Source organism: Streptomyces sp. NPDC048111 (assembly GCF_043202815.1).
Lineage (GTDB): Bacteria > Actinomycetota > Actinomycetes > Streptomycetales > Streptomycetaceae > Streptomyces.
On the sequence record NZ_JBIDBD010000010.1, the window covers coordinates 150905 to 172224 of the forward strand.

20 protein-coding genes and 2 tRNA genes are annotated in these 21320 nt (G+C 71.0%); 17 read left to right on the forward strand and 5 right to left on the reverse strand.

The window, feature by feature from the left end:
* Window positions 1–2 precede the first annotated feature (2 nt).
* Together ACGF3I_RS18895 and ACGF3I_RS18900 are read right to left on the reverse strand one after the other, a co-directional pair.
* Window positions 3–1169 (reverse strand): glycosyltransferase, encoded by a 1167-nt coding sequence (locus tag ACGF3I_RS18895; RefSeq protein ID WP_393133395.1) that lies wholly within the window; start codon window positions 1167–1169, stop codon window positions 3–5.
* Complete coding sequence (locus ACGF3I_RS18900) at window positions 1166–4036, reverse strand: CDP-glycerol glycerophosphotransferase family protein (protein WP_393133396.1); 2871 nt, start codon at window positions 4034–4036, stop codon at window positions 1166–1168. The genes ACGF3I_RS18895 and ACGF3I_RS18900 overlap by 4 nt, the downstream gene beginning before the upstream one ends.
* A gap of 504 nt (window positions 4037–4540) precedes the next feature.
* Between ACGF3I_RS18900 and ACGF3I_RS18905 the strand changes: the two genes are divergently transcribed.
* Both ACGF3I_RS18905 and ACGF3I_RS18910 read left to right on the forward strand, forming a co-directional pair.
* A complete protein-coding gene (locus tag ACGF3I_RS18905) occupies window positions 4541–5530 on the forward strand; it encodes a glycosyltransferase family 2 protein (protein ID WP_393133519.1) in 990 nt (329 codons plus the stop codon).
* Complete coding sequence (locus ACGF3I_RS18910) at window positions 5530–5958, forward strand: GtrA family protein (RefSeq protein WP_393133397.1); 429 nt, start codon at window positions 5530–5532, stop codon at window positions 5956–5958. The genes ACGF3I_RS18905 and ACGF3I_RS18910 overlap by 1 nt, the downstream gene beginning before the upstream one ends.
* Window positions 5959–6065: 107 nt before the next feature.
* Here ACGF3I_RS18910 and ACGF3I_RS18915 read toward each other — a convergent pair whose 3' ends face one another.
* A complete protein-coding gene (locus ACGF3I_RS18915) occupies window positions 6066–8285 on the reverse strand; it encodes a PIG-L family deacetylase (protein WP_393133399.1) in 2220 nt (739 codons plus the stop codon).
* 305 nt (window positions 8286–8590) lie between these two features.
* Between ACGF3I_RS18915 and proB the strand changes: the two genes are divergently transcribed.
* The 5 genes from proB to ACGF3I_RS18940 all read left to right on the forward strand — a co-directional run bounded on the left by proB (window position 8591) and on the right by ACGF3I_RS18940 (window position 13600).
* On the forward strand, window positions 8591–9718 hold the full coding sequence (proB, locus tag ACGF3I_RS18920; RefSeq protein ID WP_393133401.1) for a glutamate 5-kinase: 1128 nt from the start codon (window positions 8591–8593) through the stop codon (window positions 9716–9718).
* A 151-nt stretch (window positions 9719–9869) separates the two neighbouring features.
* Entirely contained in the window at window positions 9870–10328 is a 459-nt protein-coding gene (locus ACGF3I_RS18925) for a hypothetical protein (RefSeq protein WP_393133403.1), read from the forward strand.
* Window positions 10329–10446: 118 nt separating this feature from the next.
* Window positions 10447–11745, forward strand: coding sequence for a glutamate-5-semialdehyde dehydrogenase (locus ACGF3I_RS18930; protein ID WP_393133405.1), 1299 nt, complete (start codon window positions 10447–10449; stop codon window positions 11743–11745).
* A 79-nt stretch (window positions 11746–11824) separates the two neighbouring features.
* On the forward strand, window positions 11825–12430 hold the full coding sequence (locus ACGF3I_RS18935; RefSeq protein ID WP_393133407.1) for a hypothetical protein: 606 nt from the start codon (window positions 11825–11827) through the stop codon (window positions 12428–12430).
* Window positions 12431–12508: 78 nt separating this feature from the next.
* Entirely contained in the window at window positions 12509–13600 is a 1092-nt protein-coding gene (locus tag ACGF3I_RS18940) for a hypothetical protein (RefSeq protein WP_393133409.1), read from the forward strand.
* 119 nt (window positions 13601–13719) lie between these two features.
* On the opposite strand, the gene ACGF3I_RS18945 is transcribed toward ACGF3I_RS18940, so the two are convergent.
* Entirely contained in the window at window positions 13720–14880 is a 1161-nt protein-coding gene (locus ACGF3I_RS18945) for a M48 family metallopeptidase (RefSeq protein ID WP_393133411.1), read from the reverse strand.
* 111 nt (window positions 14881–14991) lie between these two features.
* Here ACGF3I_RS18945 and ACGF3I_RS18950 point away from each other — a divergent pair, with 111 nt between their 5' ends.
* From ACGF3I_RS18950 to ACGF3I_RS18990, 9 genes are all read left to right on the forward strand, one after another.
* Window positions 14992–15165 carry a hypothetical protein gene (locus ACGF3I_RS18950; RefSeq protein ID WP_393133413.1) on the forward strand — a complete coding sequence of 58 codons (174 nt, stop codon included), beginning with the start codon at window positions 14992–14994 and terminating at the stop codon, window positions 15163–15165.
* Window positions 15166–15246: 81 nt separating this feature from the next.
* Complete coding sequence (locus tag ACGF3I_RS18955; RefSeq protein WP_328312858.1) at window positions 15247–15408, forward strand: hypothetical protein; 162 nt, start codon at window positions 15247–15249, stop codon at window positions 15406–15408.
* 37 nt (window positions 15409–15445) lie between these two features.
* Window positions 15446–16063 carry a nicotinate-nucleotide adenylyltransferase gene (nadD, locus tag ACGF3I_RS18960; protein WP_393133415.1) on the forward strand — a complete coding sequence of 206 codons (618 nt, stop codon included), beginning with the start codon at window positions 15446–15448 and terminating at the stop codon, window positions 16061–16063.
* 46 nt (window positions 16064–16109) lie between these two features.
* Window positions 16110–17846, forward strand: coding sequence for an LCP family protein (locus ACGF3I_RS18965; protein WP_393133417.1), 1737 nt, complete (start codon window positions 16110–16112; stop codon window positions 17844–17846).
* A 104-nt stretch (window positions 17847–17950) separates the two neighbouring features.
* Complete coding sequence (gene rsfS / locus ACGF3I_RS18970; RefSeq protein ID WP_393133419.1) at window positions 17951–18388, forward strand: ribosome silencing factor; 438 nt, start codon at window positions 17951–17953, stop codon at window positions 18386–18388.
* Window positions 18385–19038 carry a histidine phosphatase family protein gene (locus ACGF3I_RS18975; protein WP_393133521.1) on the forward strand — a complete coding sequence of 218 codons (654 nt, stop codon included), beginning with the start codon at window positions 18385–18387 and terminating at the stop codon, window positions 19036–19038. The genes rsfS and ACGF3I_RS18975 overlap by 4 nt, the downstream gene beginning before the upstream one ends.
* A 113-nt stretch (window positions 19039–19151) precedes the next feature.
* A tRNA-Ala gene (locus ACGF3I_RS18980) sits at window positions 19152–19224 on the forward strand.
* Between the two features lie 262 nt (window positions 19225–19486).
* Window positions 19487–19657, forward strand: coding sequence for a hypothetical protein (locus ACGF3I_RS18985; protein ID WP_393133421.1), 171 nt, complete (start codon window positions 19487–19489; stop codon window positions 19655–19657).
* Window positions 19658–19659: 2 nt separating this feature from the next.
* The gene (locus tag ACGF3I_RS18990; protein ID WP_053726163.1) at window positions 19660–19893 is read left to right on the forward strand and encodes a hypothetical protein; all 234 of its coding nucleotides are present in this window, start codon (window positions 19660–19662) and stop codon (window positions 19891–19893) included.
* Here ACGF3I_RS18990 and ACGF3I_RS18995 read toward each other — a convergent pair.
* The gene (locus ACGF3I_RS18995) at window positions 19862–21061 is read right to left on the reverse strand and encodes a glycosyltransferase 87 family protein (RefSeq protein ID WP_393133423.1); all 1200 of its coding nucleotides are present in this window, start codon (window positions 21059–21061) and stop codon (window positions 19862–19864) included. The genes ACGF3I_RS18990 and ACGF3I_RS18995 overlap by 32 nt on opposite strands.
* 117 nt (window positions 21062–21178) lie before the next feature.
* On the opposite strand from ACGF3I_RS18995, the gene ACGF3I_RS19000 reads away from it, so the two are divergent.
* Window positions 21179–21251: transfer RNA gene (locus ACGF3I_RS19000), tRNA-Ala, on the forward strand.
* Window positions 21252–21320: the final 69 nt, after the last annotated feature.

Genomic DNA, 21320 nt, shown 5'->3' on the forward strand with positions numbered 1-21320 from the left:
GGTCAGCGCTGGAGCAGGTCGAACAGGGACTCCCAGCGGCGGACGATCTCCTCGGTCCGGTACCGCTGGATGTTCTCGCGGGCCGCCTCGCCGAGACGGTCGCGCAGGTCCTGGTCGGCCAGCAGGCTGCCCAGGCGGCGTGCGAAGACGTTGGTGTTGCCGGGGGGCGCGAGCAGACCGTCCTCGCCGTCCCGGATGATCTCGTGGATGCCGGGGGCGACGTCGAAGGCCACGCACGGCACACCGGTGGCCATCGCCTCCATGAGGGACAGCGGGAAGCCCTCGCCGCGCGAGGCGAGCGTGAACACCGAGCCGTCGCGCAGCGCGCCCGCCGGGTCGTCGGTGCGGCCCATCCACTCCACGGAGCCGTCCAGGCCGAGCTCGGTGCACTGCCGGCGCAGCGCCTCCTCGTCGGAACCCGAACCGTAGATCCGCAGCGTCCAATCGGGGTGCACCGGCGCCACTTCGGACCAGGCGTCCAGGAGCAGGTCGGTGCCCTTCTCCTCGTGCAGGCGGCCGATGCTGACCACGTGCTTCTCGGAGCGCGGGGACGGCACCTCGGGGAAGAACGGCAGCGGGTTGGGCATGAAGCCGACGTTGTCCAGGCGCTGCAGCGCCCACAGGTCGGCGTCCTCGCGGGTCAGCGCGAGCATCCGGTCGACGTCCTTGTAGAACCGCTTGACCCGGCCGAAGCGCGAGGACCTGCGGCACGTCTCGAACGACTCGTGGGTCATGCCGATGACGGTCACGTTGGAGGTGTCGGCGAGCGCCACCCACTCCATCGCCCACACCTGGGTGACGATGACGATCGCACCCGGCCGGGCCTGGCGGAACAGCCGGGACAGCTTCGCGGCCTGCGCGTGCATGCCCGCGGTCCTGGCCGCCTGGCGGCGGTGCTCGGCGACGTTCAGCCGGCCCTTGAGGCCGCGCGAACGGCCGCCGGACGGCGGGTGCGCGTCGTACAGCGTCGTCGTCGCGTACGGCAGGTCGTCGTCCAGCTCGTGCACGACCGAGGGCGGGGTGATGCCGATGACGTGGACGGCGTTGCCGCGCTCCACGAAGAGGCGGGCCATCTGGTGCGACCAGGTGGTCACGCCGCCCAGTTCGTTGACGGCGTTGGACACGAGGAAGATGTCACGGCCGCCGCCCGTGGCGGTCACTTCAGTCACTTACCGCTCCCGGGAGTGAAGAACTTGGAGACGATCTGCTGGGCCGCGGTGCCCTGGTCGTACTCGCCGAACTCGGTGGCGAACCGTTCGCGGGCCGCCGCGTAGTCGGCGTCCGCCGCCTTGAGGCCGTCCACCGTCGTGAACAGCTCGCTCTCGGTGGCCACCACCGGTCCCGGCGCCTTGTCGCGCAGGTCGAAGTAGGTGCCGCGGGTCTCGTTCGCGTACTCCTCGTAGTCGTACGCGAAGAAGATCATGGGGCGGTCGAGCAGGGCGTAGTCGAACATCAGCGACGAGTAGTCGGTGATCAGGCCGTCCGCCAGGGCGAGCAGCGGGGTGATGTCGTGGCCCTGCGAGACGTCGATGACCCGGCCGCGCACCGAGGGCGGCAGCACGACCTGGTTGAGGTAGTGCGAGCGGACGAGCAGGACGTACCGGTCGCCGAAGCGGTCCGCGAACTCCTCGACGTCAAAGGGCAGTTCGAAGTTCTTCACCGCGCCCGACGCCGCGGCCCGGAAGGTCGGCGCGTACAGCAGCACCTTCTTGTCCGGGTCGATGCCGAGCTGCTCGGCGATCGGGCCGCGGGTGCGCTCGCCGGTCCGCGCCTCGTCCTCGCGCGCCGCGACGAGCGCGTCGTTGCGCGGGTAGCCGACCCGCAGCAGCACCTCGTCCTTGAGCCGGAAGCCGGCCGCCAGGGTGCGCACGTCGTGCTCGGAGCGGACCAGGAAGTGGTCGAACCGGTCCAGGACCTTCTGGTGGCTGGCCTGTCCCGCCCGGTTGAGCAGCTTCATCTGCGGCACGTCGAAGCCCATGCGCTTGAGTGCGCTGCCGTGCCACGTCTGGATGTAGGTGGTGCCGGGACGCTTGGTCAGCTTCATCGGGAAGCCCTGGTTGTCGACCCAGAACTCGGCCTGCGCCAGCGCCCGCAGATACGGGTAGCTCCACCGTTTGGCGAGCGTGGCGTCCTCGGGGAAGCCGGTCGGCTTGGCGCCGTCGTAGCCCCACACCGCCTCGAACTGCACGCCCCGGCGGCGCATCTCCTCGTAGATCGCCCGCGGGCTGTCGCTGTACTGCTTGCCCATGTGGCTCTCGAAGACCACCAGACCCTTGCGGATCGGCAGCTTGGAGAACACCTCGTGGTACACGCGGATCTTGGTGTCGCCCGAACTGAGGTCCTTCTTGGCCTTCTTGGCCTTGCGCAGGCCCTTCTTGGCCAGCGAGGCCGCCTTGCTCTGCAGCGCCTCGCCGATCAGCTCCTGGGTGCGGACCGTGGCCTGCCCCTCGGCGGTCAGCAGGTACGACAGGTTGCCCTTGGCGGAGATCTCCGGCACCAGGCGGTCGGCGACCAGCCGCGTCAGGCGCGGGCGGATGCGCAGCGGACGGGCCGCCTCCAGCGCGATGCGGTTCGCACCGAGCCGCGTCGACACCTTCTCGCCGTCGATGTCCAGGTTGACCCACACGTCCCAGACCACGTCGATGATGCCGAGCGGACGCAGCTTGCGCGCCAGATCGGCCTCGGCCGTCCAGTCGAGGGTCTGGCCCGCGTGCCGGAGCGAGGTCAGCGGGAACTTGAAGGACTGCAGGCTGGTGCGGCGGGCCCGGAACTCCAGGGTGCCGTTCAGCTTGGCCTGCGCGCCGACCCGGCCCAGCGGATTGACGACCGAACCGCCCAGCCGCACCTTGCCGCGGCCGTCGTCCGCGTACGAGGTGAGCCGGTTGCCGAGGGCCAGCCGGCCCAGCGGACGCGTGTGGTAGCCGAGGCCCGTCACATCGAGGAACTTCGGGCCCTCGGGAGTGTCGAGGTGCTCGCCGCACCAGTAGATGCGGCCGTCCCGCTCGATCAGGGGCGAGGTCACCGTGTTGCGGCGGATCAGCGCGTCCACCGCGGGCAGCAGGTTGTCCCAGTCGCCCTGCTGGAGCAGGTAGGAGCAGATCGCCTGGATCGGCAGCACGCTGTCGTACGCCTCGGGGGAGAGGTCCGCCAGGTACTCGCGCGACAGCTCGGCGAACTCCGCCCGGTACTCCTCGTCGCGGTGCGGCAGGTCCCGCAGGTGCAGCACCAGGTCGTGCTTGAGGAACTTGACGTCCTTGGCGAGCCGCAGCCCGTGCAGGTCGTTGCGCTCCAGGAGCGCCTCGATCCGCCGGTGGATCTCCAGGCGGTGCTCGTAGTTGGTCATCTCGTGGCGCCGGTTGGTGACCGACTTCACGGCCGCCTTCTCGTGCACGTTCCAGAAATAGACCTGGTTGGGGATGAGGGTGATGCGCTCCGCGGCGAGGTAGGCCTCGGCGATGAACATCAGGTCCTCGTAGAACATCCCCTTGGGGAAGCGAAGATCGTTGTCGAGGAGGAACTCGCGGCGGTAGCACTTGTTCGTGGAGAGGGTGTCCCAGACGAACAGGTCGGGGAGCTCGGTGATCGACTCCAGGGTGCGCGTGGTCCGGTAGAGCCACGGGTACCACTCGGTGCGCTTGACGGTGCGGGTGCCCTGCGTGAGGCGTACGCAAAGACCCGAGACGATGTCCGCCCGCGACTGCTCGGCCGCCTCCAGGAGGTTCCGGCAGGCGTTGTGCTCCAGGACGTCGTCGCTGTCCAGGAACATCACGTAACGGCCCGTGGCGTGGCCGATGCCCACGTTGCGCGGTTCACCGCCCGCGCCGCTGTTCTCCGGCAGCTGGAAGGCGCGCACCCGGCCGGGGTGGGCCGCCTCCATCGCCTGGGCGACCTGGAAGGAGGAGTCGGTGCTGCAGTCGTCGACGATCAGGACCTCGACACTGCCCAGTGTCTGGTCCAGGACCGATTGGACAGCCGTCGGCAGGCGATCTGCGTCATTGTAGACGATCACGATCACGGAGACGTCAGGCACTGGCACCTCAATCCACTTGTTCTACTCGCAGGCGCTTTTAACGCTACCTGGTATTCGCGGCGCGCTGTGCAGCCGCCCGCCGCCGCCCCGCCGCCCGGCAAAAGGGACATCTTCCGGCCGGCCGCCGTCCGTCACCCGAATGTGTGGCCCCAGGGCAACCTTCGCGCACCCCCACCGCTCTAAAGGAGGAGACATCGGCGCGGCGGGTTCCGCCCGCCGACGGCTTCCCCCACCGGTCCCACGTCCCGCGCCATGGGACACTCGACACGGCGGTTGACGTCCCGACGGTCACCGGCCCGCCTCGGACCACGCCCGGTTCGCGTTCGCTCACGGGCGGTCGTGCCGCGGAGGCGGCCCCGGGTGGCCGCCGCGTCGCCTGCTCGTACCATACTTCCGGGCTGACACCCGGACCGGTCACGAGCGGTCCGCCACCCGCCACCCCCGCTCGCCGTCGCCATCGGTGGAGCGCTCCGCACGCTCCTGCCGCTCCTCTACTGGAAAGCACTGATGATGAAGCTGTCGGTCGTCGTCCCCTGTTACAACGAAGAAGCGGTCATCGACCAATTCGACGCCAAGACCCGCAGCGTGCTCGACGCCCTCCCGATCGAGTACGAGATCTGCTACGTGGACGACGGCAGCCGGGACAAGACGCTCCTGCACTTGCGGGCGCTCGCCGACCGGCACCCCGACGCGACCCGCTACGTCTCCTTCAGCCGCAACTTCGGCAAGGAGGCCGGCATGCTCGCCGGCCTGCGCGAGGCCACCGGCGACGCCGTGGTGATCATGGACGCCGACCTCCAGCACCCGCCGGAGCTCATCCAGCGGATGCTCGACCTCTACCAGCTCGGCCACGACCAGATCATCGCCCGCCGCACCCGCGAAGGCGACAAGAAGGTCCGCTCCGCCCTGAGCCGCGTGTACTACCGCGCCGTCAACAAGTGGGTCGACGTCGAACTCACCGACGGCGTCGGCGACTTCCGCATGCTGTCGCGGCCCGCCGTGGACGCGCTGCTCTCGCTCGGCGAGTACAACCGCTTCTCCAAGGGCCTGTTCTCCTGGATCGGCTTCGACACCGTCACCTTCGACTACCAGAACGCCCAGCGCGAGGCCGGCGAGACCAAGTGGAAGTTCGGCTCCCTGCTGAACTACGGCATGGACGGCCTGATCTCGTTCAACAACCGGCCGCTGCGCCTGGCGATCTGGCTCGGCATGCTCCTGACCGGGATAGGCGCCGCCTACGCGCTGTGGATCGTCATCGACGCCATCACCAACGGCCCCGGCCAGCCGGGCTACACCACCCTCGTCGCCATCATCGTGGGCCTAGGCGGTGTGCAGATGGTGATGCTGGGCCTCATCGGCGAGTACATCGGCCGCATCTACTACGAGACCAAGCGCCGCCCGCACTTCCTGGTCAAGGAGGCCCACGGCTTCCCGGGCAAGCCCGAGGGCGTCGAGCACCGCGACGTCTACCACGACGAGCCGCAGCGCAGGGCCGTCTGATGTCCGGCCAGCTCGGGCAGGTGATCAGATTCGGCTTCGTCGGCGGAGTCAACACCTGCACCTTCTACGCCTTCTACTGGCCGCTGCTGCACCTGGCGAAGCTGCCGTACTTCGTCGCGTACACCATCGCCTTCCTGCTCAGCATGGTCGGCTCGTTCTTCCTGAACACCTACTTCACCTACCGCACCAAGCCCAGCTGGAAGAAGTTCCTGCTCTTCCCGCTGACCAACGTCACCAACTTCGTGGTGCAGAGCGCCGGACTGTTCGCCCTGGTGCACTGGGTCGGCATGAACAAGACGATCGCCCCGCTGGTCGCCGCCGTGGTCGCCATCCCGTTCACCTATCTGCTCTCGCGCCGCATCCTGGTGCCAGGACACCGCACGGCCCAGGCCGAACAGACGGCTCCGCCCAAGGTGCCCGTCGACTGACCGGCCCGTCGCCGCCCGCGCCGTCGGCGCGCGACGACCGGCCGCACACGCCCGGGGGCGGACACCGCACGGTGTCCGCCCCCGGGCACGTGTGGGCCGGACCGGCCCTACACGCGGCCTCCGGCGCCCTCGTGCGCCGCGGCGGTCCACTCCCCGAAGCGGGCGCCCGGCCGGGTCTGGCGGGAGGCGTACAGCAGGCTGTCCGTCCCGATCACCGCGAGCACGGCCCGCCCCGCCACGTCCTGCGCCGCGCCCGGTATCCCCACGAACTGCACCCCCGGCGTCTCCCAGGCCGCTGTCGCGCCCGAGCCGTCCGCGACCGGCACCACCCGGCCGCCGTCGTTGCGGCCCGCCAGCACCAGCGCGCCGCCGCCCCCGCTCAGCCGGTGGGCCGCCACCCGCCCGTAGCCGCCCGCCGGAGCCTGCCGCGCCACCTTCCAGGCCGCGTCCGAGACACCCGGGGAGCCGCCCGGCGACGCCACCGTCACCTGCGCGGTGCCCGCGCCGCGGTACACCGCCAGCACGCCGCCCTTGCCGTCGGCCACCAGACTCACCGCGCTGCCCGACGGCGTCAGACCCGTCGGCGCCGACAGCGTCGGCAGCTCACCCGGCTCCGGCGACACCCAGTGCAGGACCGTCTTGGCCACCGGCGCCGCCACGTGCAGCCGGCCCGACGGGTCCACCAGCGCGTCGATGCCCTCCACCACCAGCGGATGCGGCGGCTGCTTGCCCGGCGGGTGCTCCAGCAGGCGCCACGCACCCCAGTTCTTCCCATGGCGCCCGCTGCGCAGGGCGACATCGCCCGCCCAGTTCCGCGCCACCACGTGCACCGTGCCGTCCGGGGCGACCGCCGTCGCCGGATAGCCCGTCTCCAGCGACTTCTCCGGCGCCGCGTCCGGCGTACCGAGCGACACCCACGCGCCGAACTTCGGCACCCCGTCGCCGCCCACCCCGCTCTGCAGCGCGCACACCAGCTCCTTGTGGTGCTTGTTGCCCTTGAACGGCAGCACCGTGCGCGTCGCGAACAGCTGAAGCGTTCCGTCGGGCAGCCGAGCGACCTCCACCTGCGGATCCAGCGGCCCGCCCGCGCTGCCCACCACGTCGAACGGCCCCGCCCACGGCCCCTTGCCCGCCGCCTGCTCCACCCAGCCGCGCACCGCGCCGTTGAGCACCGCGAACGCCGCCAGCCTGCCGTCCTTCAACGGCGCCAGCCACCGCGAGGTGCCCGGGGTGCGCGTACGGGTGCCGCGCGCCCAGCCCGCGCCGCCCGCCTTCAGTCCGTTCGGCCCGACCTTCAGGTCACCGCAGCCCGACGGATCCCCGCAGTCCCGCCGGTCCACCCACCCGTACGCGTTCAGGAGCTGCGCCGTCCGCCGCGTGGTCGCCGCGTCGAGCGACGGCGGCGTGTAGTTCGTCGGATAGCCGAAATAGTTCGTCACCGACGCCGGACGGCCCCGGCCCCCGCCCCAGTACCGCTCCATCGCGGCCTGCATGAAACGCGCCGACGCCGTGTGGTCCTGATGGTCCAGATAGCTCAGCCCGCGCAGTATCGTCGGCGCGCTCATCATCGCCACCGTCTCGCGCGGCGCGTGCAGCGGCGTCGGATCGAGAGTCCGTATCACCGTCGGATTGATCCGCGCGATCGCCCCCACCAGCGCGTCCGTGAGCTGATCGCGCGTATAGCCGCGCGGCATCCCCACGGTGCTGCCCTTGCCCGGCAGCGTCGGCAGCTCCTTGATGGCGCCCAGCCACAGACCCCGCATGCTCACCGGGCGCGGCACACTCACGTACCGCGCCTCGCACAGCCCCATGTAGATCAGCTGGACGTGCGGCGCCGCCTGCAGATAGTGCAGCTCCGAACGGAACCCCGGCAGCAGCTCCACCGGCTCCACCGACCACGGGCTGTTGTCGTCCCCCGTCGCCATCAGCGCGTGAGCCGCCCGCAGACCGTTGATACGCGCCCGCGCGAACGCCGGGCGGTCCGTCGGCATCGCCTTGAACTCCGGGGTCTTCGGCACCGCGTTGCGGCCGTCCGACTCCCCACTGGTCATGCACACCGTCACCGACAGGGCGCCGCTGCGGATCGACTGCTCCAGATCCGGGTTCATGAAGTAGATGCCGTCGTCCGCGTGCGCGATCACATGCAGATACGCCTGCTCGGGCGCCGACGACGTCGGCCGGCCCGTCGTCGTCCCCGACGAAGGGCCCTGGGCCCCCGCCCCCGACCGCGGTGCCAGCCACTGCCATCCCCCGTAGGCCAAAGGCGCCGCCACGAGACCGCCACCGGCGACCTGCAACAGGCGTCTACGAGACGGCGACGACGGCATCCGGCACGCTCCTTGGGGCATCCACGCGGGCCGGATCCTGCTCGAACCCACCGTGGAGTTGTTCGACTGGTCATGAGAAGGGAGGGACAAGCGGCTGCGGAGGTTTCACTTCAGACGCGAAATTTGCCCGGCTGGTATCAAACCGCACGGTGCGACCACGTGCGCCTCCGCCCCCCGACGGACCATCACTTCCCCAGCCCTCCCGGCCTTTCGCACCCTACGGCTCGTCCCACGGCCGCCAGGAGACTGTCCGCCGATTGGTCCTTCCAAGCGCCCGGCCCCTCTCCTGGCATAGATTTCACCGTGTGACAGTGGCAAGGCAGCAGGTGGCACAGGCCCGCAGGATCGTGGTCAAGGTCGGTTCGTCCTCCCTCACCACCGCCTCGGGCGGACTCGACGCGGACCGGGTCGACGCGCTCGTGGACGTACTCGCGAAGGCGCGCAGCGGCGGCGAGAAGGAGTTCGTGCTGGTCTCCTCCGGCGCCATCGCCGCCGGTCTCGCCCCCCTCGGGCTGCGCCGCCGGCCCAAGGACCTCGCCCGCCAACAGGCCGCCGCCAGCGTCGGCCAGGGCCTCCTCGTCGCCCGCTACACGGCTTCCTTCGCCCGCTACGGCGTACGCGTCGGACAGGTCCTGCTCACCGCCGACGACACCAGCCGCCGCGCCCACTACCGCAACGCCTACCGCACCCTGGACCAACTGCTCGCCATGGGCGCGCTCCCCGTCGTCAACGAGAACGACACCGTCGCCACCGACGAGATCCGCTTCGGCGACAACGACCGCCTCGCCGCCCTGGTCGCCCACCTCGTCCGCGCCGACCTGCTCGTCCTGCTCTCCGACGTCGACGGCCTCTACGACGGCGACCCCGCCACACCCGGCACCTCGCGCATAGAGGAGGTCCACGGCCCCGAGGACATCGCCCACGTCCAGATCGGCAGCGCCGGCAAGGCCGGAGTGGGCACCGGCGGCATGGTCACCAAGGTCGAGGCCGCCCGCATCGCCGCCGCCGCTGGCATCCCCGTCGTCCTCACCTCCGCCAGCCAGGCCGCCGACGCCCTCGCCGGCCGCGCCACCGGCACCCACTTCCACCGCACCGGACGCCGCTCCGCCGACCGCCTCCTGTGGCTGGCCCACGCCTCCACCCCCCGGGGCGCCCTCGTCCTCGACGACGGCGCCGTACGCGCCGTCGTGGACGGCCACAAATCGCTGCTGCCCGCCGGAATCGCCGCCGTCGAGGGCGAGTTCGCCGCCGGAGACCCCGTCGAACTGCGCGACCTCCAGGGCCGCGCCATCGCCCGCGGCCTCGTCAACTTCGACGCCAAGGAGATCCCCCAGCTGCTCGGCCGCTCCACCCACGACCTCGCCCGCGAACTCGGCCCCGGCTACGAACGCGAAGTCGTACACAGGGACGATCTGGTCGTCCTGCACCCCTGAAACGGCTGAAAGTCCAGCCATAAGACAGACACCTTCAGGAAAACCGCCACGCGCCCGGCCTCGGGCTGGTCAACTTTGAAGCGGGGTACACGCGGACCCCGATCCGCTCAGTACCGCACCGCATCGCACACAGCAGCACAGGAGGCCGCCGGTGAGACGAGCGCGCCCGGGCGCGGCGCCCCGAGGGACGACGGCTGAGCGGACCCTGACCAGTGTGGGGACGGGGGCCGACGTCGAACGCACCGAAGCAGTCGAAAAGCCGGGGGACACCCCCAGGCTGTGGCACATCACACTCAGCGTCTCCGGAGCCGAGGCCCCGCTGGCGGAGGTGCGCCGCGGCCTCGAACAGCTCGCCCACGACCACCCGTTCCTGCTGACCAGCCGCTACGCCAACGACCACGCCGAAATCCGGTACTGGGAAGAGGCCCGCGACCTGCACGACGCGGCCGCCGTCGCCCTGCGCCTGTGGGGCGAACACCGCTCCACCGCCAGACTGCCGCCCTGGGAGATCGTCGGGCTCGAAGTCATCGACCGGGGCACCTACCACCAGCGCCTAGCCGAGGGCTACGGTCCGCCCCCGGCCGCGCCTGTGGGAGTCCACCCCTTCTGACCCCGGGCGCGCACGCCCCGGCCCGGGGCCCCTCGACCTCCGCACGCCCCGGCCCGGGGGCGTCTCGGCCAGTGGAAGCAGGGCGAAACGGCCGGCCGCCGCGCATTAGTCTGCGCACATGGCTTCGCACACCTCGCCCTCCACGTCCCCGTACGACGACATGTCCCCGGTCACCCGGACCGCCTACCGGGCCCGCGCCGCCGCCGCCGAGATCGCGCCACTTCCGCGGGCGGTCAAGGACGAGGTGCTGCTCGCCATCGCGGACGCCCTCGAAGTACGGACCGCCGAGATCATCGAGGCCAACGCCGTCGACGTCGCCAAGGCCCGCGAGGCCGGCACCAGCGAGACCGTCATCGACCGGCTCACCCTGACCCCCGAACGCATCCGCGCCATCGCCTCCGACGTGCGCGACGTGGCCGCCCTGCCCGACCCGGTCGGCGAAGTCGTCCGCGGCTCCACCCTGCCCAACGGCATCGACCTGCGCCAGATCCGCGTCCCGCTCGGCGTCGTCGGCATCATCTACGAGGCCCGGCCCAACGTCACCGTGGACGCCGCGGCCCTCTGCCTCAAGTCCGGCAACGCGGTCCTGCTGCGCGGCTCGTCCTCCGCGTACGCCTCCAACACCGCCCTCGTCCGCGTCCTGCGCGACGCCGTCGGCGGCGCCGGGCTGCCCGCCGACGCCGTGCAGCTCGTCCCCGGCGAATCCCGCGACTCGGTGACCGAGCTGATGCGCGCCCGCGGCCTGGTGGACGTCCTCATCCCGCGCGGCGGCGCCTCCCTCATCCGCACCGTCGTCGAACAGTCCACCGTCCCCGTCATCGAGACCGGCACCGGCAACTGCCACGTCTACGTCGACGCTCAGGCCGACCTCGACATGGCCGTCGCCATCCTCATCAACTCCAAGGCGCAGCGCCCCTCCGTCTGCAACTCCGCGGAGACCCTCCTGGTCCACCAGGACATCGCGGACGCCTTCCTGCCGCGCGCCCTGGACGCCCTCGCCGAGGCCGGCGTCACCGTCCACGCCGACGACCGCGTACGGGCCTACGCCGCCGCCTCCAAGGCCACCGTCGTCGAGGCCACCCCCGAGGACTGGGAGACCGAGTACCTCTCGTACGACATCGCCGCCGCGGTCGTCGACTCCCTGGACGCCGCCGTCGCCCACATCCGGCTGTGGACCTCCGGGCACACCGAGGCCATCGTCACCACCTCCCAGGCCGCGGCCCGCCGCTTCACCCAGCTGGTCGACTCCACGACCGTCGCCGTCAACGCCTCCACCCGCTTCACCGATGGCGGTCAATTCGGCTTCGGCGCGGAGATCGGCATCTCCACCCAGAAGCTGCACGCCCGCGGCCCCATGGGCCTGCCGGAACTCACCTCCACCAAGTACATCGTGACCGGCGACGGTCACACTCGGTAACCACGGACAACTGCGCTCCCCGGGCGCGGAGTTCACCCACCGGCTGCCCAAACCGCCCGTCCGGGGCTACGCTGAACCCGTGCCGGACGACGTAGGGGGCGAGCCGTTCCCGGACGGCTGGGAGCCCGACGACGACCGCGGAGGCGCGGACGATGACTTCGCCTCCGTGGTGTTCGACGAGGACTTCGTACGCGCCGCCGCCATCCACGAACCCAGCGCCGTCGAGCGCCTGCTCGCCGCCGCCCAGGCCCGCGCCGACGCGGAGGCCGCCCGGACCCGCGCAGGCGGCGGAGCCCCGGACGACGAGCTCTACGACGACGGCTACGACCTCTACCGCCCCGGCCGGGACCGGGACGACCTGGGCGGCCCGGGTCTGCCCGGCGGCGCCGAGGCCGGCCCCTACGGCCGTTTCGGCGGGGCCCTGCGGCCCTACCGGGGCCGCGCCCGCTGGCACCGGCCGGTCGCCTGGCTGCTCGCCGTCGTGATGGGCATCGGCATGGTGGCCCTCGCCTTCTCCGCGGTCTACCGGGGCGCCTCCTCCGACCACGAGGACAAGGTCCCCGCCCCCGCCACGAGCAACCTCGACAACCCGGCGAACGCGGTGGCCCCCGTCACGAGCAGCCCCGACAACGCGGCGAACGCGGTGGCCCCCGCCGTCCCGGGCCCCCCGGTGAGCAGCCCATGAACCCCGGCGTCGGAAATCGCCGGAAGTTGTCACGTACCAGCGCGTTTACCTTTCCCCCGCCAGACCTACCCTGAAGGTATGGCAGGGCGTGGAGTGCCACCCGAGGGGACACCTGAGGGCCTCCCCGGCGGAGGTGACGACGAGTACCGGTCCGTCGTCTTCGACGAGTCGTTCGTCCGCGCTGCCCGTCTTCAGGAGTACTCCGCCCAGGAGCGGATGCGCGAGCACGCCCGCGCCGTGCGCTCCCGTCCCGGCTGGTCCCTCAGATCGTCCTCCAAATCCGCCGTCGCTCTGGTGCTGCTGCTCCTCATCGCCTTCAGTACCGCCATCTACATGGGCGTCCGGCACCCCTATCAGCCGCCCGCCACCAGCCGCCCCGAGCCGGCCCGGGTGACCGTGGTCCCGCTGGCCCCGCAGGGCCCCGTACCGGGCGGTGACGCCGAGCAGCTCTTCGCGCACAGCCCCGCCGCCCAGTTCCGCACCGGCGGCTCCGGCATCAACCTGCCGCCGGCCACCAGGACCGAGCACTTCTCCGAGGCGCAGGTCATGAACGCCCTGTCCATCGCCAAGGACTACCTGATCAAGTCGTCCCTGGACCCGGACGTCCTGGCGGGCGGCCCCGACCACCAGATCCGCGTGCTGCTCGACCCCGATCTGATGGCCCAGTTCGACCAGAGCCTGGCCGGCCCCGCCAATGACGGGCGCCATTCCGCCACCGGCTGGCTCGTGCGCTTCGATCCGGCCAAGGTGGCCCTCGCCGATCCCCGCATCCGCGTCCAGGGCTCGATGAGCTACTCCGAGGCCGGTTCGGACGCCTTGGCCATCGCCACCGACTACGTCTTCGTGTACGCCCTGCGCCCGGCCGGCAGCGGCCCGCACGCGGGCGGTGCCTCGCTGTTCACCGTCCGCCGCGAACTCCATTTCCGGCTCGACCGCGACGACCTGCGGCTGAACCGCACGGAGATCCAGGCCAGCACCGTGGAGGCCGGCCCGCAGGCCTGCTCGGCCGATGTCGCCGGCCGCCTGCAGCCGCTGCTCGCGGGGGAGCGGGCGGACGCGCAGGGCCCGGTGGCCACCGACCCGTACGCGACCGGCCCCGCCCCCGAAGCGGTCTGCGGCACCCTGGCCACCGACGCCCAGCCGTCCCCCGCCACCCCGGCCACCCACTGACCGCCGGGCCGCCGGGCCCGGGGCCCCGTACCGCGGACCTCTGCGCACCGTGCCCCGGGGGCGTCCAGGAGCCGCCGAACCCGAGCCGTCCGAGCATCCCCCCAAGAAGCCCTTCCTGGTCAGCCCTCCCCGTTGTCGTTCTGCCCCGGCTTTCCGTCCGCCCGGCCGCTCCCGTTCGCCTCTCCGTTCCCGTTCCCGTCTCCGCTCCGGTTCCCGTGCTCAGAGCCGGGTGCCTTGTCCGAGGCAGAGGGGCGCGTGCCCGTGCCCGTGAACCGGTCGCGCAGCTTGCCGCCCAGGTCCGCCGTGCCGCCGGCGATGTCGCCGACCAGCTTCATCAGCGGGTCCTTGCTGGTCCTGACCGCGTCGGCGTACGAGGCGGCGGACTGGCGGAAGGAGTCGGTCACCGAGGTGTCCGCGTCCTCGTCGCGGCGCGGGTAGTGGCCGTCCATGATCCGCTGGTAGTCGCGGCTCTCCGCCCACTTCTTCAGCTCGGCCGCCCGCACCGTGGTGAAGGGGTGGGAGCGGGGCAGCACGTTGAGGATCTTCAGTACGGAGTCGCGCAGATCGCCCCCGGACTCGTACTCCTCCGCCTGCTCCAGGAACGCGTCCACGTTCATCTCGTGCAGGTGGTTGCCGCCCGCTATCTTCATCAGCCCCCGCATCGAGGCCTTCAGGTCCTGGCCCACCAGGAGCCCGGCCCGGTCGGCGGAGAGCTCCGACTTGCGGAACCATTCGCGCAGCGCCGTCACGATCGCCATGATCGCGACGTTGCCCAGGGGGATCCAGGCGACCTTCAGGGCCAGGTTCGTCAGGAAGAGCAGGATCGTGCGGTAGACGGAGTGGCCCGAGAGGGCGTGGCCGACCTCGTGGCCGACGACCGCGCGCATCTCTTCCTCGTCGAGCAGCTCGACCAAGCCTGTCGTCACCACGATGATCGGCTCGTCGAGACCGATGCACATGGCGTTGGGCTGCGGGTTCTGCGTGACGTACATCGGGGGGACCTTCTCCAGGTCCAGGATGTAACAGGCGTCCCGCAGCATCGAGTTGAGGTGCGCGAACTGGGCGTCGCTCACCCGAACGGAGTCGGACAGGAAGAGCAGTCTCAGGCTGCGCTCGGGCAGCAGACCGCTGAGCGCCTTGAAGACGGTGTCGAAGCCCGACAGCTTGCGCAGGGCGACCAGCGCCGAGCGGTCCGCGGGGTGTTCGTAGGCCCGGGAGGAGATCCCGGGGAACCTGCGCCGCTGCCTGCTCGGCACGTGGTCGTTGATGTCGTTCGTCATGGGTGCCCCCTGTCGTTCGAGTCGTCGGCTCGTCCCCCTGACGACATCCACATTAGGCGGTGGCGATACCGTGGCCCGGGGGCCTGTGGATAACTCTCGAGGAGACCTGAAATGCCGGACGTTACGCCGGATGTCGTCACCGCTCTCGCAGCCGCCTCCGGCCAGGGGCCGGGCGCGCTGCTGAGGATCCTGCTGCTGGCCTCCATGGTCGGTGCGGCCCTGCTGGCCTGGCTCCTGCTGCGTGGGTACCGCTCGAACGGCGGCGACGACAGCAACAACGACTGAGTCGGCGTGAGCGTGCCCGGACCGCCCGCATACGATGTGGGCGAAGTCTCCGCCCCGACTCCCGGATAGGTCCTGCCGAAGATGAGCCTCCACAGCACCGCCGCCAACCTGGTCTCGCTCGCCGAAGGCGCCGAGCACGGTGGCAACCACAACAGCCTGCAGCCCTGGTTGACGGGCGGCGGCGCGCTGTTCGCCCTGCTCCTGCTGCTCTGGATCACCACCCGCTTCAACCGCGACCGCTGAGTCGGGGCCGAAAGCCGGGCCAGTAGGCTCTGCACGCATGGGAGAGCAGGAAGTGCCTACCGGTCCGGTGAAGCGACGCATCGGTGTGATGGGCGGAACGTTTGATCCGATCCATCACGGACACCTCGTGGCCGCCAGTGAGGTGGCCTCGCAGTTCCATCTGGACGAGGTCGTGTTCGTACCGACCGGGCAGCCGTGGCAGAAGAGCCACAAGCTGGTGTCCCCGGCCGAGGACCGCTATCTGATGACGGTCATCGCCACCGCGTCCAACCCGCAGTTCTCGGTCAGCCGTACCGACATCGACCGGGCGGGGGCGACGTACACGATCGACACCCTGCGCGAGCTGAGCGAGCGCAACAGCGACGCGGACCTCTTCTTCATCACCGGCGCCGACGCGCTCGCCCAGATTCTGACCTGGCGCGACGCCGAGGAGCTGTTCTCCCTGGCCCACTTCATCGGCGTGACCAGGCCCGGTCACGTCCTGACGGACGACGGGCTCCCCGAGGGCGGCGTCTCGCTGGTGGAGGTGCCGGCCCTGGCGATCTCCTCGACGGACTGCCGCGCACGGGTCGCGCAGGGCGACCCGGTCTGGTATCTGGTTCCCGACGGTGTGGTCCGCTACATCGACAAGCGCCAGCTGTATCGCGGCGAGTGAGTCCCGCCGTAGCGCCCGTACGTCGGCGAGTGAGAGAAGGCCACCGGTGAACGACCGCCAGTACGACCCGTACGCGCCCCAGATGCAACTGGTGGGGTACGACGAGTACGGCCGTCCGGTGTACCAGCAGGTCCCGCCGCAGCAGCAGGCCTATGACCCGTACGCGCAGCCCCAGGAGCCCCAGCAGCAACAGCAGCAGGGGTACGGGTACGACCAGCGCCAGACCTATGTGCCGCAGCAGCAGACGGGTACCGGGTACGACCCGTACGCCCAGCAGCCGCCGCAGCAACAGCAACCCTCAGAGCAACAGCAACACCCGCAGCATCAGGCCCCACAGCAGCCGCAGCCGGACCAGCAGCACCAACAGGCCCCGCAGCAGCGGCAGTTCACCGCAACCCAGCCGTTCCCGCAGCAGGACCACGGGCAGGGCCGCCCCGAGCAGCAGGACGCGCCCGTGGTGCCCCAGCAGCGGCGGGAGAAGAACGGTGACGGCGCCGACGGCGGTGAACGCGACTACCGCACCGAGCAGTTCTCGTTCATCGAGGAGCCCGACGAGGACTCCGAGGACGTCATCGACTGGCTCAAGTTCAGCGAGAGCCGCAGCGAGCGCCGCGAGGAGGCCAAGCGGCGCGGCCGCAACCGCGTCGTCGCGCTGATCGTGGCCGTCGTCCTGGTCGTGGCGGGCGGCGTCGGCTACTTGTGGTTCGCCGGGAAGCTGCCCGGCCTCTCGTCCTCCCCGGACGCGAAGAAGGGCGGCGCCGTCCCCGTCGAGGCGCAGAAGCGCGACGTCATCGTCGTCCATCTGCACAACACCAAGGCGGGCGGTACCTCCACCGTCCTGCTCGTCAACAACGTGACCACCCAGCGGGGCACCACGGTGCTGCTGCCCAACACGCTCGCCGTCACCGACGACGACGGCAACCGCACCACCCTGGGCAAGTCGGTGGACGCCGACGGCTCCCAGGGCACCCGTGACTCGCTCTCCACCCTCCTCGGCGCCAAGATCACCGGTACCTGGCGGCTCGACACTCCCTACCTGGAGAACCTCGTCGACCTCGTCGGCAACATCGACATCACCACGGACGTCGAGGTGCCCGCCGCCAAGCAGGGCGGCGACGCGGTGGTGAAGAAGGGCGACGACCAGACCCTCACCGGTCAGATGGCCGTCGCCTACGCCACCTACCGCGCCCCCGGCGAGGCCGAGAACAAGCAGCTCCAGCGGTTCGGCACGGTGATGTACGGGGTGCTGCGCAAGATCTCCGACGATCCGAAGGCGGCGACCGTCACCGTCCAGACGCTCGCCCAGATCCTCGACCCGTCGCTGCCCGAGGGCGACCTCGGAGCGTCTCTGGCCAAGCTCGCCGAACACGCCAAGATCGGCGCGTACCAGACGGCGCTCCTTCCCGTGCAGCCGGACGGCACGCTCAGCCAGCAGGCCGCCGACAGCGTGATCAAGGACGTACTGGGCGGACGCCTCGGGGGCGGCGGGAGCGAACAGGGCGGTGCGGTGCGGGTCGGCATCAAGAACGCCAGCGGCAACACCAAGTCCGGCGAGGCCGCCAAGATCGCCGTGGTCAACGGCGGCTACTCGTTCGTGGACGCCGGGAGCGCCGGCGCGCAGGCCGTCTCGCAGGTCCTGTACGCGGACGCCTCGAACAAGGGCAGCGCCGTCGAGGTCGCCAAGACGCTCGGCCTGCCGGACAGCTCGGTCAAGCAGGGCAGGGCGGCTGCCAACGCCGATGTGTCGGTCGTGATCGGCAAGGACTACAAGGGGGCGAAGTGAGCGGTGGTGTGGGCGCCCCGGGGTAATCCTTTCGGGGCTGTCGGCGGTCCGTGAGATCCTGGAAATCGATCTGATCCGATCTGACCGCCGACGAAAGCCTGCTTGTGACCGCCACGGACCGTTCCATCGAGCTCATCACCGCCGCCGCTCAGGCGGCCGCCGACCGGCTCGCGCACGACATCATCGCGTACGACGTCAGCGACGTGCTGTCGATCACCGACGCCTTCCTGCTCGCCTCCGCGCCCAACGACCGCCAGGTCAAGTCGATCGTCGACGAGATCGAGGAGCGGCTCAACAAGGAGCTCGGCGCCAAGCCGGTGCGCCGCGAGGGCGACCGCGACGCCCGCTGGATCCTGCTCGACTACGTCGACATCGTCGTGCACGTCCAGCACAGCGAGGAGCGCGTCTTCTACGCCCTGGAGCGCCTGTGGAAGGACTGCCCCGAGCTGCCCCTCCCGGACGACGCCCTGAAGACCCGCGGCAAGGCGGCCGAGCACGCCGCGCTGACCGGCGCCGACGAGACGGACGGTGAGCTGAGCTGAACGGCACCAAGGGCGGCCGGGGCCGCCGCATCGTCCTGTGGCGGCACGGCCAGACGGCCTGGAACCTGGAGCGCCGCTTCCAGGGCTCCACGGACATCGAGCTGACCGAGACGGGCCTCGGCCAGGCGCACCGGGCCGCGCGCCTGCTCGCCGCCCTCAAGCCGGACGCGATCATCGCGTCCGACCTTAAGCGGGCCGCCGCCACCGCCGCCGAGCTGGCGGCCGTGACGGGTCTGCCGGTAGAGCACGACTCGGGGCTGCGGGAGACGTACGCGGGCGCCTGGCAGGGGCTCACGCACGAGGAGATCGTCGCCCGGTACGGCGAGCAGTACGCCGCGTGGAAGCGCGGCGAGCCGGTGCGCCGGGGCGGCGGCGAGCTGGAGACCGAGGTCGCCGACCGGGCCGCCCCGGTCGTGCTGCGCCATGCCGACAAGCTGCCCGACGGCGGCACCCTCGTCGTCGTCAGCCACGGCGGCACCATCCGCACCACCATCGGCCGGCTGCTCGGTCTCGAGGCGCACCACTGGGAGGGCCTGGGCGGCCTGACCAACTGCTGCTGGTCCGTCCTCGGCGAGGGCGCGCGCGGCTGGCGCCTGCTGGAGCACAACGCCGGCACGCTCCCCGAGCCGGTCCTCGGCGACGACGACTAACCGCTGCTCAGAGGCGGTGGGGGCCGGATTTCACTTTCCGGCAGGTCACAGGCTAAAGTTCTTCTTGTTCGCAGCGAAGAACCGCCGAAGAGGCGGGGAGACCAGCGGACAGCGGGGCTATAGCTCAGTTGGTAGAGCGCCTGCATGGCATGCAGGAGGTCAGGAGTTCAATTCTCCTTAGCTCCACAATCGGATCCCGTCCCCTCGTGGGGGCGGGATCTTCTTGTTGGGATCCTGGCGTCGGAATCTCCGCGGTGTCGATCGCTGCCCGCTGCGGGCGTGCGCGCTCCGCATCGCGCCGCCGACGCGCTCCTTCACACCGGCGGTCGCGTCCCTCCCGCGCGTGGTGGCCGGTCTCGTACGGTGACGGCACTGACCCTCTTGCGAGGACATGGCAGAATCGGGACGGCCGGAGGGGGACGACGGACCGAACGGGAGGGAGCGCGCGATGCCCGCGAGTCGCGAACCATTCCCGCAGCCGTCCGGCGGACCGCACACCCCGGTGTCCAGCACCCGCCTGAGCTGTCCCTCCTGTGGCTCCGGTCATGTCGCGCAGATGCTCGGCGACAACGGCGGAGTGTCCTACGTGTGCACGGCCTGCGGCCACAGCTGGAGCTGAACATGGGTGCACACAGGCGGAAATGCGACTGGTGCGGCAGTGGTACGCCCATCGTCAGGGACATGGATCCGGTCAACACCGACTACCAGTACTGGTGCGAGGAATGCGCCCGGGCGCTGATCATAAAAGGCGACCCGATCGAGACCTACCGCGAGTTGGAGGGGGAGCCGATCTACGGCCGGCTCCTGGAGGCGCACTGCACGCTCAAGCGCTTCTACTCCTTCGCCACGGCCTGAGCGCCGCGAGCACCAGGAAGCCGGCCCCGGCCAGTGGATAGAGCGCCGAGAGCGCCATCTGGCCGCCGCCCTGGGCGAGTTCGGGCCGGCTGGTGCCGTGCGGGACCCACCACAGCGCGTACGAGCAGAAGACGGCGCCCAGCACCGCCCAGCGCGAGCGCTCGGCCGCGAGCAGCACCACCACCGGCACGCACCACACCCAGTGGTGCGACCAGGAGACGGGGCTCACCAGAAGTGCGGTCACCGCGCAGGCCAGGGCCGCCCACGCCCGCTCACCGCGCAGTTCGGCGCGCACGGCGACGGTCAGCCCCAGGGCCGCGGTGACGGCCGCCGCCACCGCCCACCACGGCCCCGGGTCGCCGGTGTGCAGCAGCCTGGCCAGGACCCCGCGCAGGGACTGGTTGGCGGTGTCCTCGGCGTTCCCGACCCGGCCCGCCTCGAACACCATCGACGTCCAAAAACGCAGCGAGTCGTGCGGCAGGGCCAGCGCGGCCGCCCCTGTGGCCGCGCAGAACACCGTGCCCGCCCTGAGGGCGAGGGCGAGCGGAAAGTTCCCGGCGCCGCGCCTCGTCCGGGTGAACGACGCGATCAGCAGGAACAGCGCGAACAGCGCGGGCGTGAGCTTGAGGGCGGCGGCGAGCCCGATGCCCGCGCCCGCCCAGCGGTGGCCCGGAGCGCGCGTCAGGTCCCACAGCACCGCGACGGCGAGCAGCAGATTGATCTGGCCGTAGCGCAGCGTGGTCCACACCGGCTCGCACCAGACGGCGAGCGCGGCGACCCACAGCACGGCCCCCGGCCGCCGTACCCCCGCCAGTCGCAGGGACAGCTGCGCGAGCGCGAGCAGCAGCCCCAGGTTCGCCGCGGTCGCGAGCGTGCGCAGCGCCGGGACGCCGAACAGGGTGAGTGGGGTGAACACCAGGGCGGCGAAGGGCGGGTAGGTCGTGGGCAGCCGCGCCTCGGTCGCCCGCATCGCGTAGAGGTCGGCGCCGGCCCGCACCGTCTGCCCCTCGGCCCGGTAGACCAGCAGGTCGATCATCGAGACCCCGGCGGCCCGCTGAGCGGCCCAGAACGCGGCGAACGACAGCAGGCAGACGGCGGCGGCGAGCGGCAGGGGGCGGCGGGCCGGGGGCAGGAGGGCAGGGGCGGGCGCGAACACCTTCACGGTCACAAAGGGGGACGTTATCGCCCGTGTCCGTACGGAACGGAAACCGATTTGGTGAAGCACCGGGGGGAGCGTGTAATGTTCTCGATGTCGCCGCGGGAAACCGGGACGACATCACAGCAAGGGGCTATAGCTCAGTTGGTAGAGCGCCTGCATGGCATGCAGGAGGTCAGGAGTTCAATTCTCCTTAGCTCCACAGTGAAGGAGGCGGGCCATCCGAATCGGATGGCCCGCCTTTCTCGTTGCCTTTCCTTCCCGTTCGGTG

Bases quoted from the DNA above. Each gene is read 5' to 3' on its own strand.
- ACGF3I_RS18990 (WP_053726163.1), top strand. From the start codon at position 19,660: ATGGGTGCACACAGGCGGAAATGCGACTGGTGCGGCAGTGGTACGCCC.
- ACGF3I_RS18930 (WP_393133405.1), top strand. From the start codon at position 10,447: ATGGCTTCGCACACCTCGCCCTCCACGTCCCCGTACGACGACATGTCC.
- ACGF3I_RS18915 (WP_393133399.1), bottom strand. From the start codon at position 8,285: ATGCCGTCGTCGCCGTCTCGTAGACGCCTGTTGCAGGTCGCCGGTGGC.
- ACGF3I_RS18910 (WP_393133397.1), top strand. From the start codon at position 5,530: ATGTCCGGCCAGCTCGGGCAGGTGATCAGATTCGGCTTCGTCGGCGGA.
- ACGF3I_RS18955 (WP_328312858.1), top strand. From the start codon at position 15,247: ATGAGCCTCCACAGCACCGCCGCCAACCTGGTCTCGCTCGCCGAAGGC.
- nadD (WP_393133415.1), top strand. From the start codon at position 15,446: ATGGGAGAGCAGGAAGTGCCTACCGGTCCGGTGAAGCGACGCATCGGT.
- ACGF3I_RS18945 (WP_393133411.1), bottom strand. From the start codon at position 14,880: ATGACGAACGACATCAACGACCACGTGCCGAGCAGGCAGCGGCGCAGG.
- ACGF3I_RS18905 (WP_393133519.1), top strand. From the start codon at position 4,541: ATGAAGCTGTCGGTCGTCGTCCCCTGTTACAACGAAGAAGCGGTCATC.
- ACGF3I_RS18950 (WP_393133413.1), top strand. From the start codon at position 14,992: ATGCCGGACGTTACGCCGGATGTCGTCACCGCTCTCGCAGCCGCCTCC.
- ACGF3I_RS18940 (WP_393133409.1), top strand. From the start codon at position 12,509: ATGGCAGGGCGTGGAGTGCCACCCGAGGGGACACCTGAGGGCCTCCCC.
- ACGF3I_RS18985 (WP_393133421.1), top strand. From the start codon at position 19,487: ATGCCCGCGAGTCGCGAACCATTCCCGCAGCCGTCCGGCGGACCGCAC.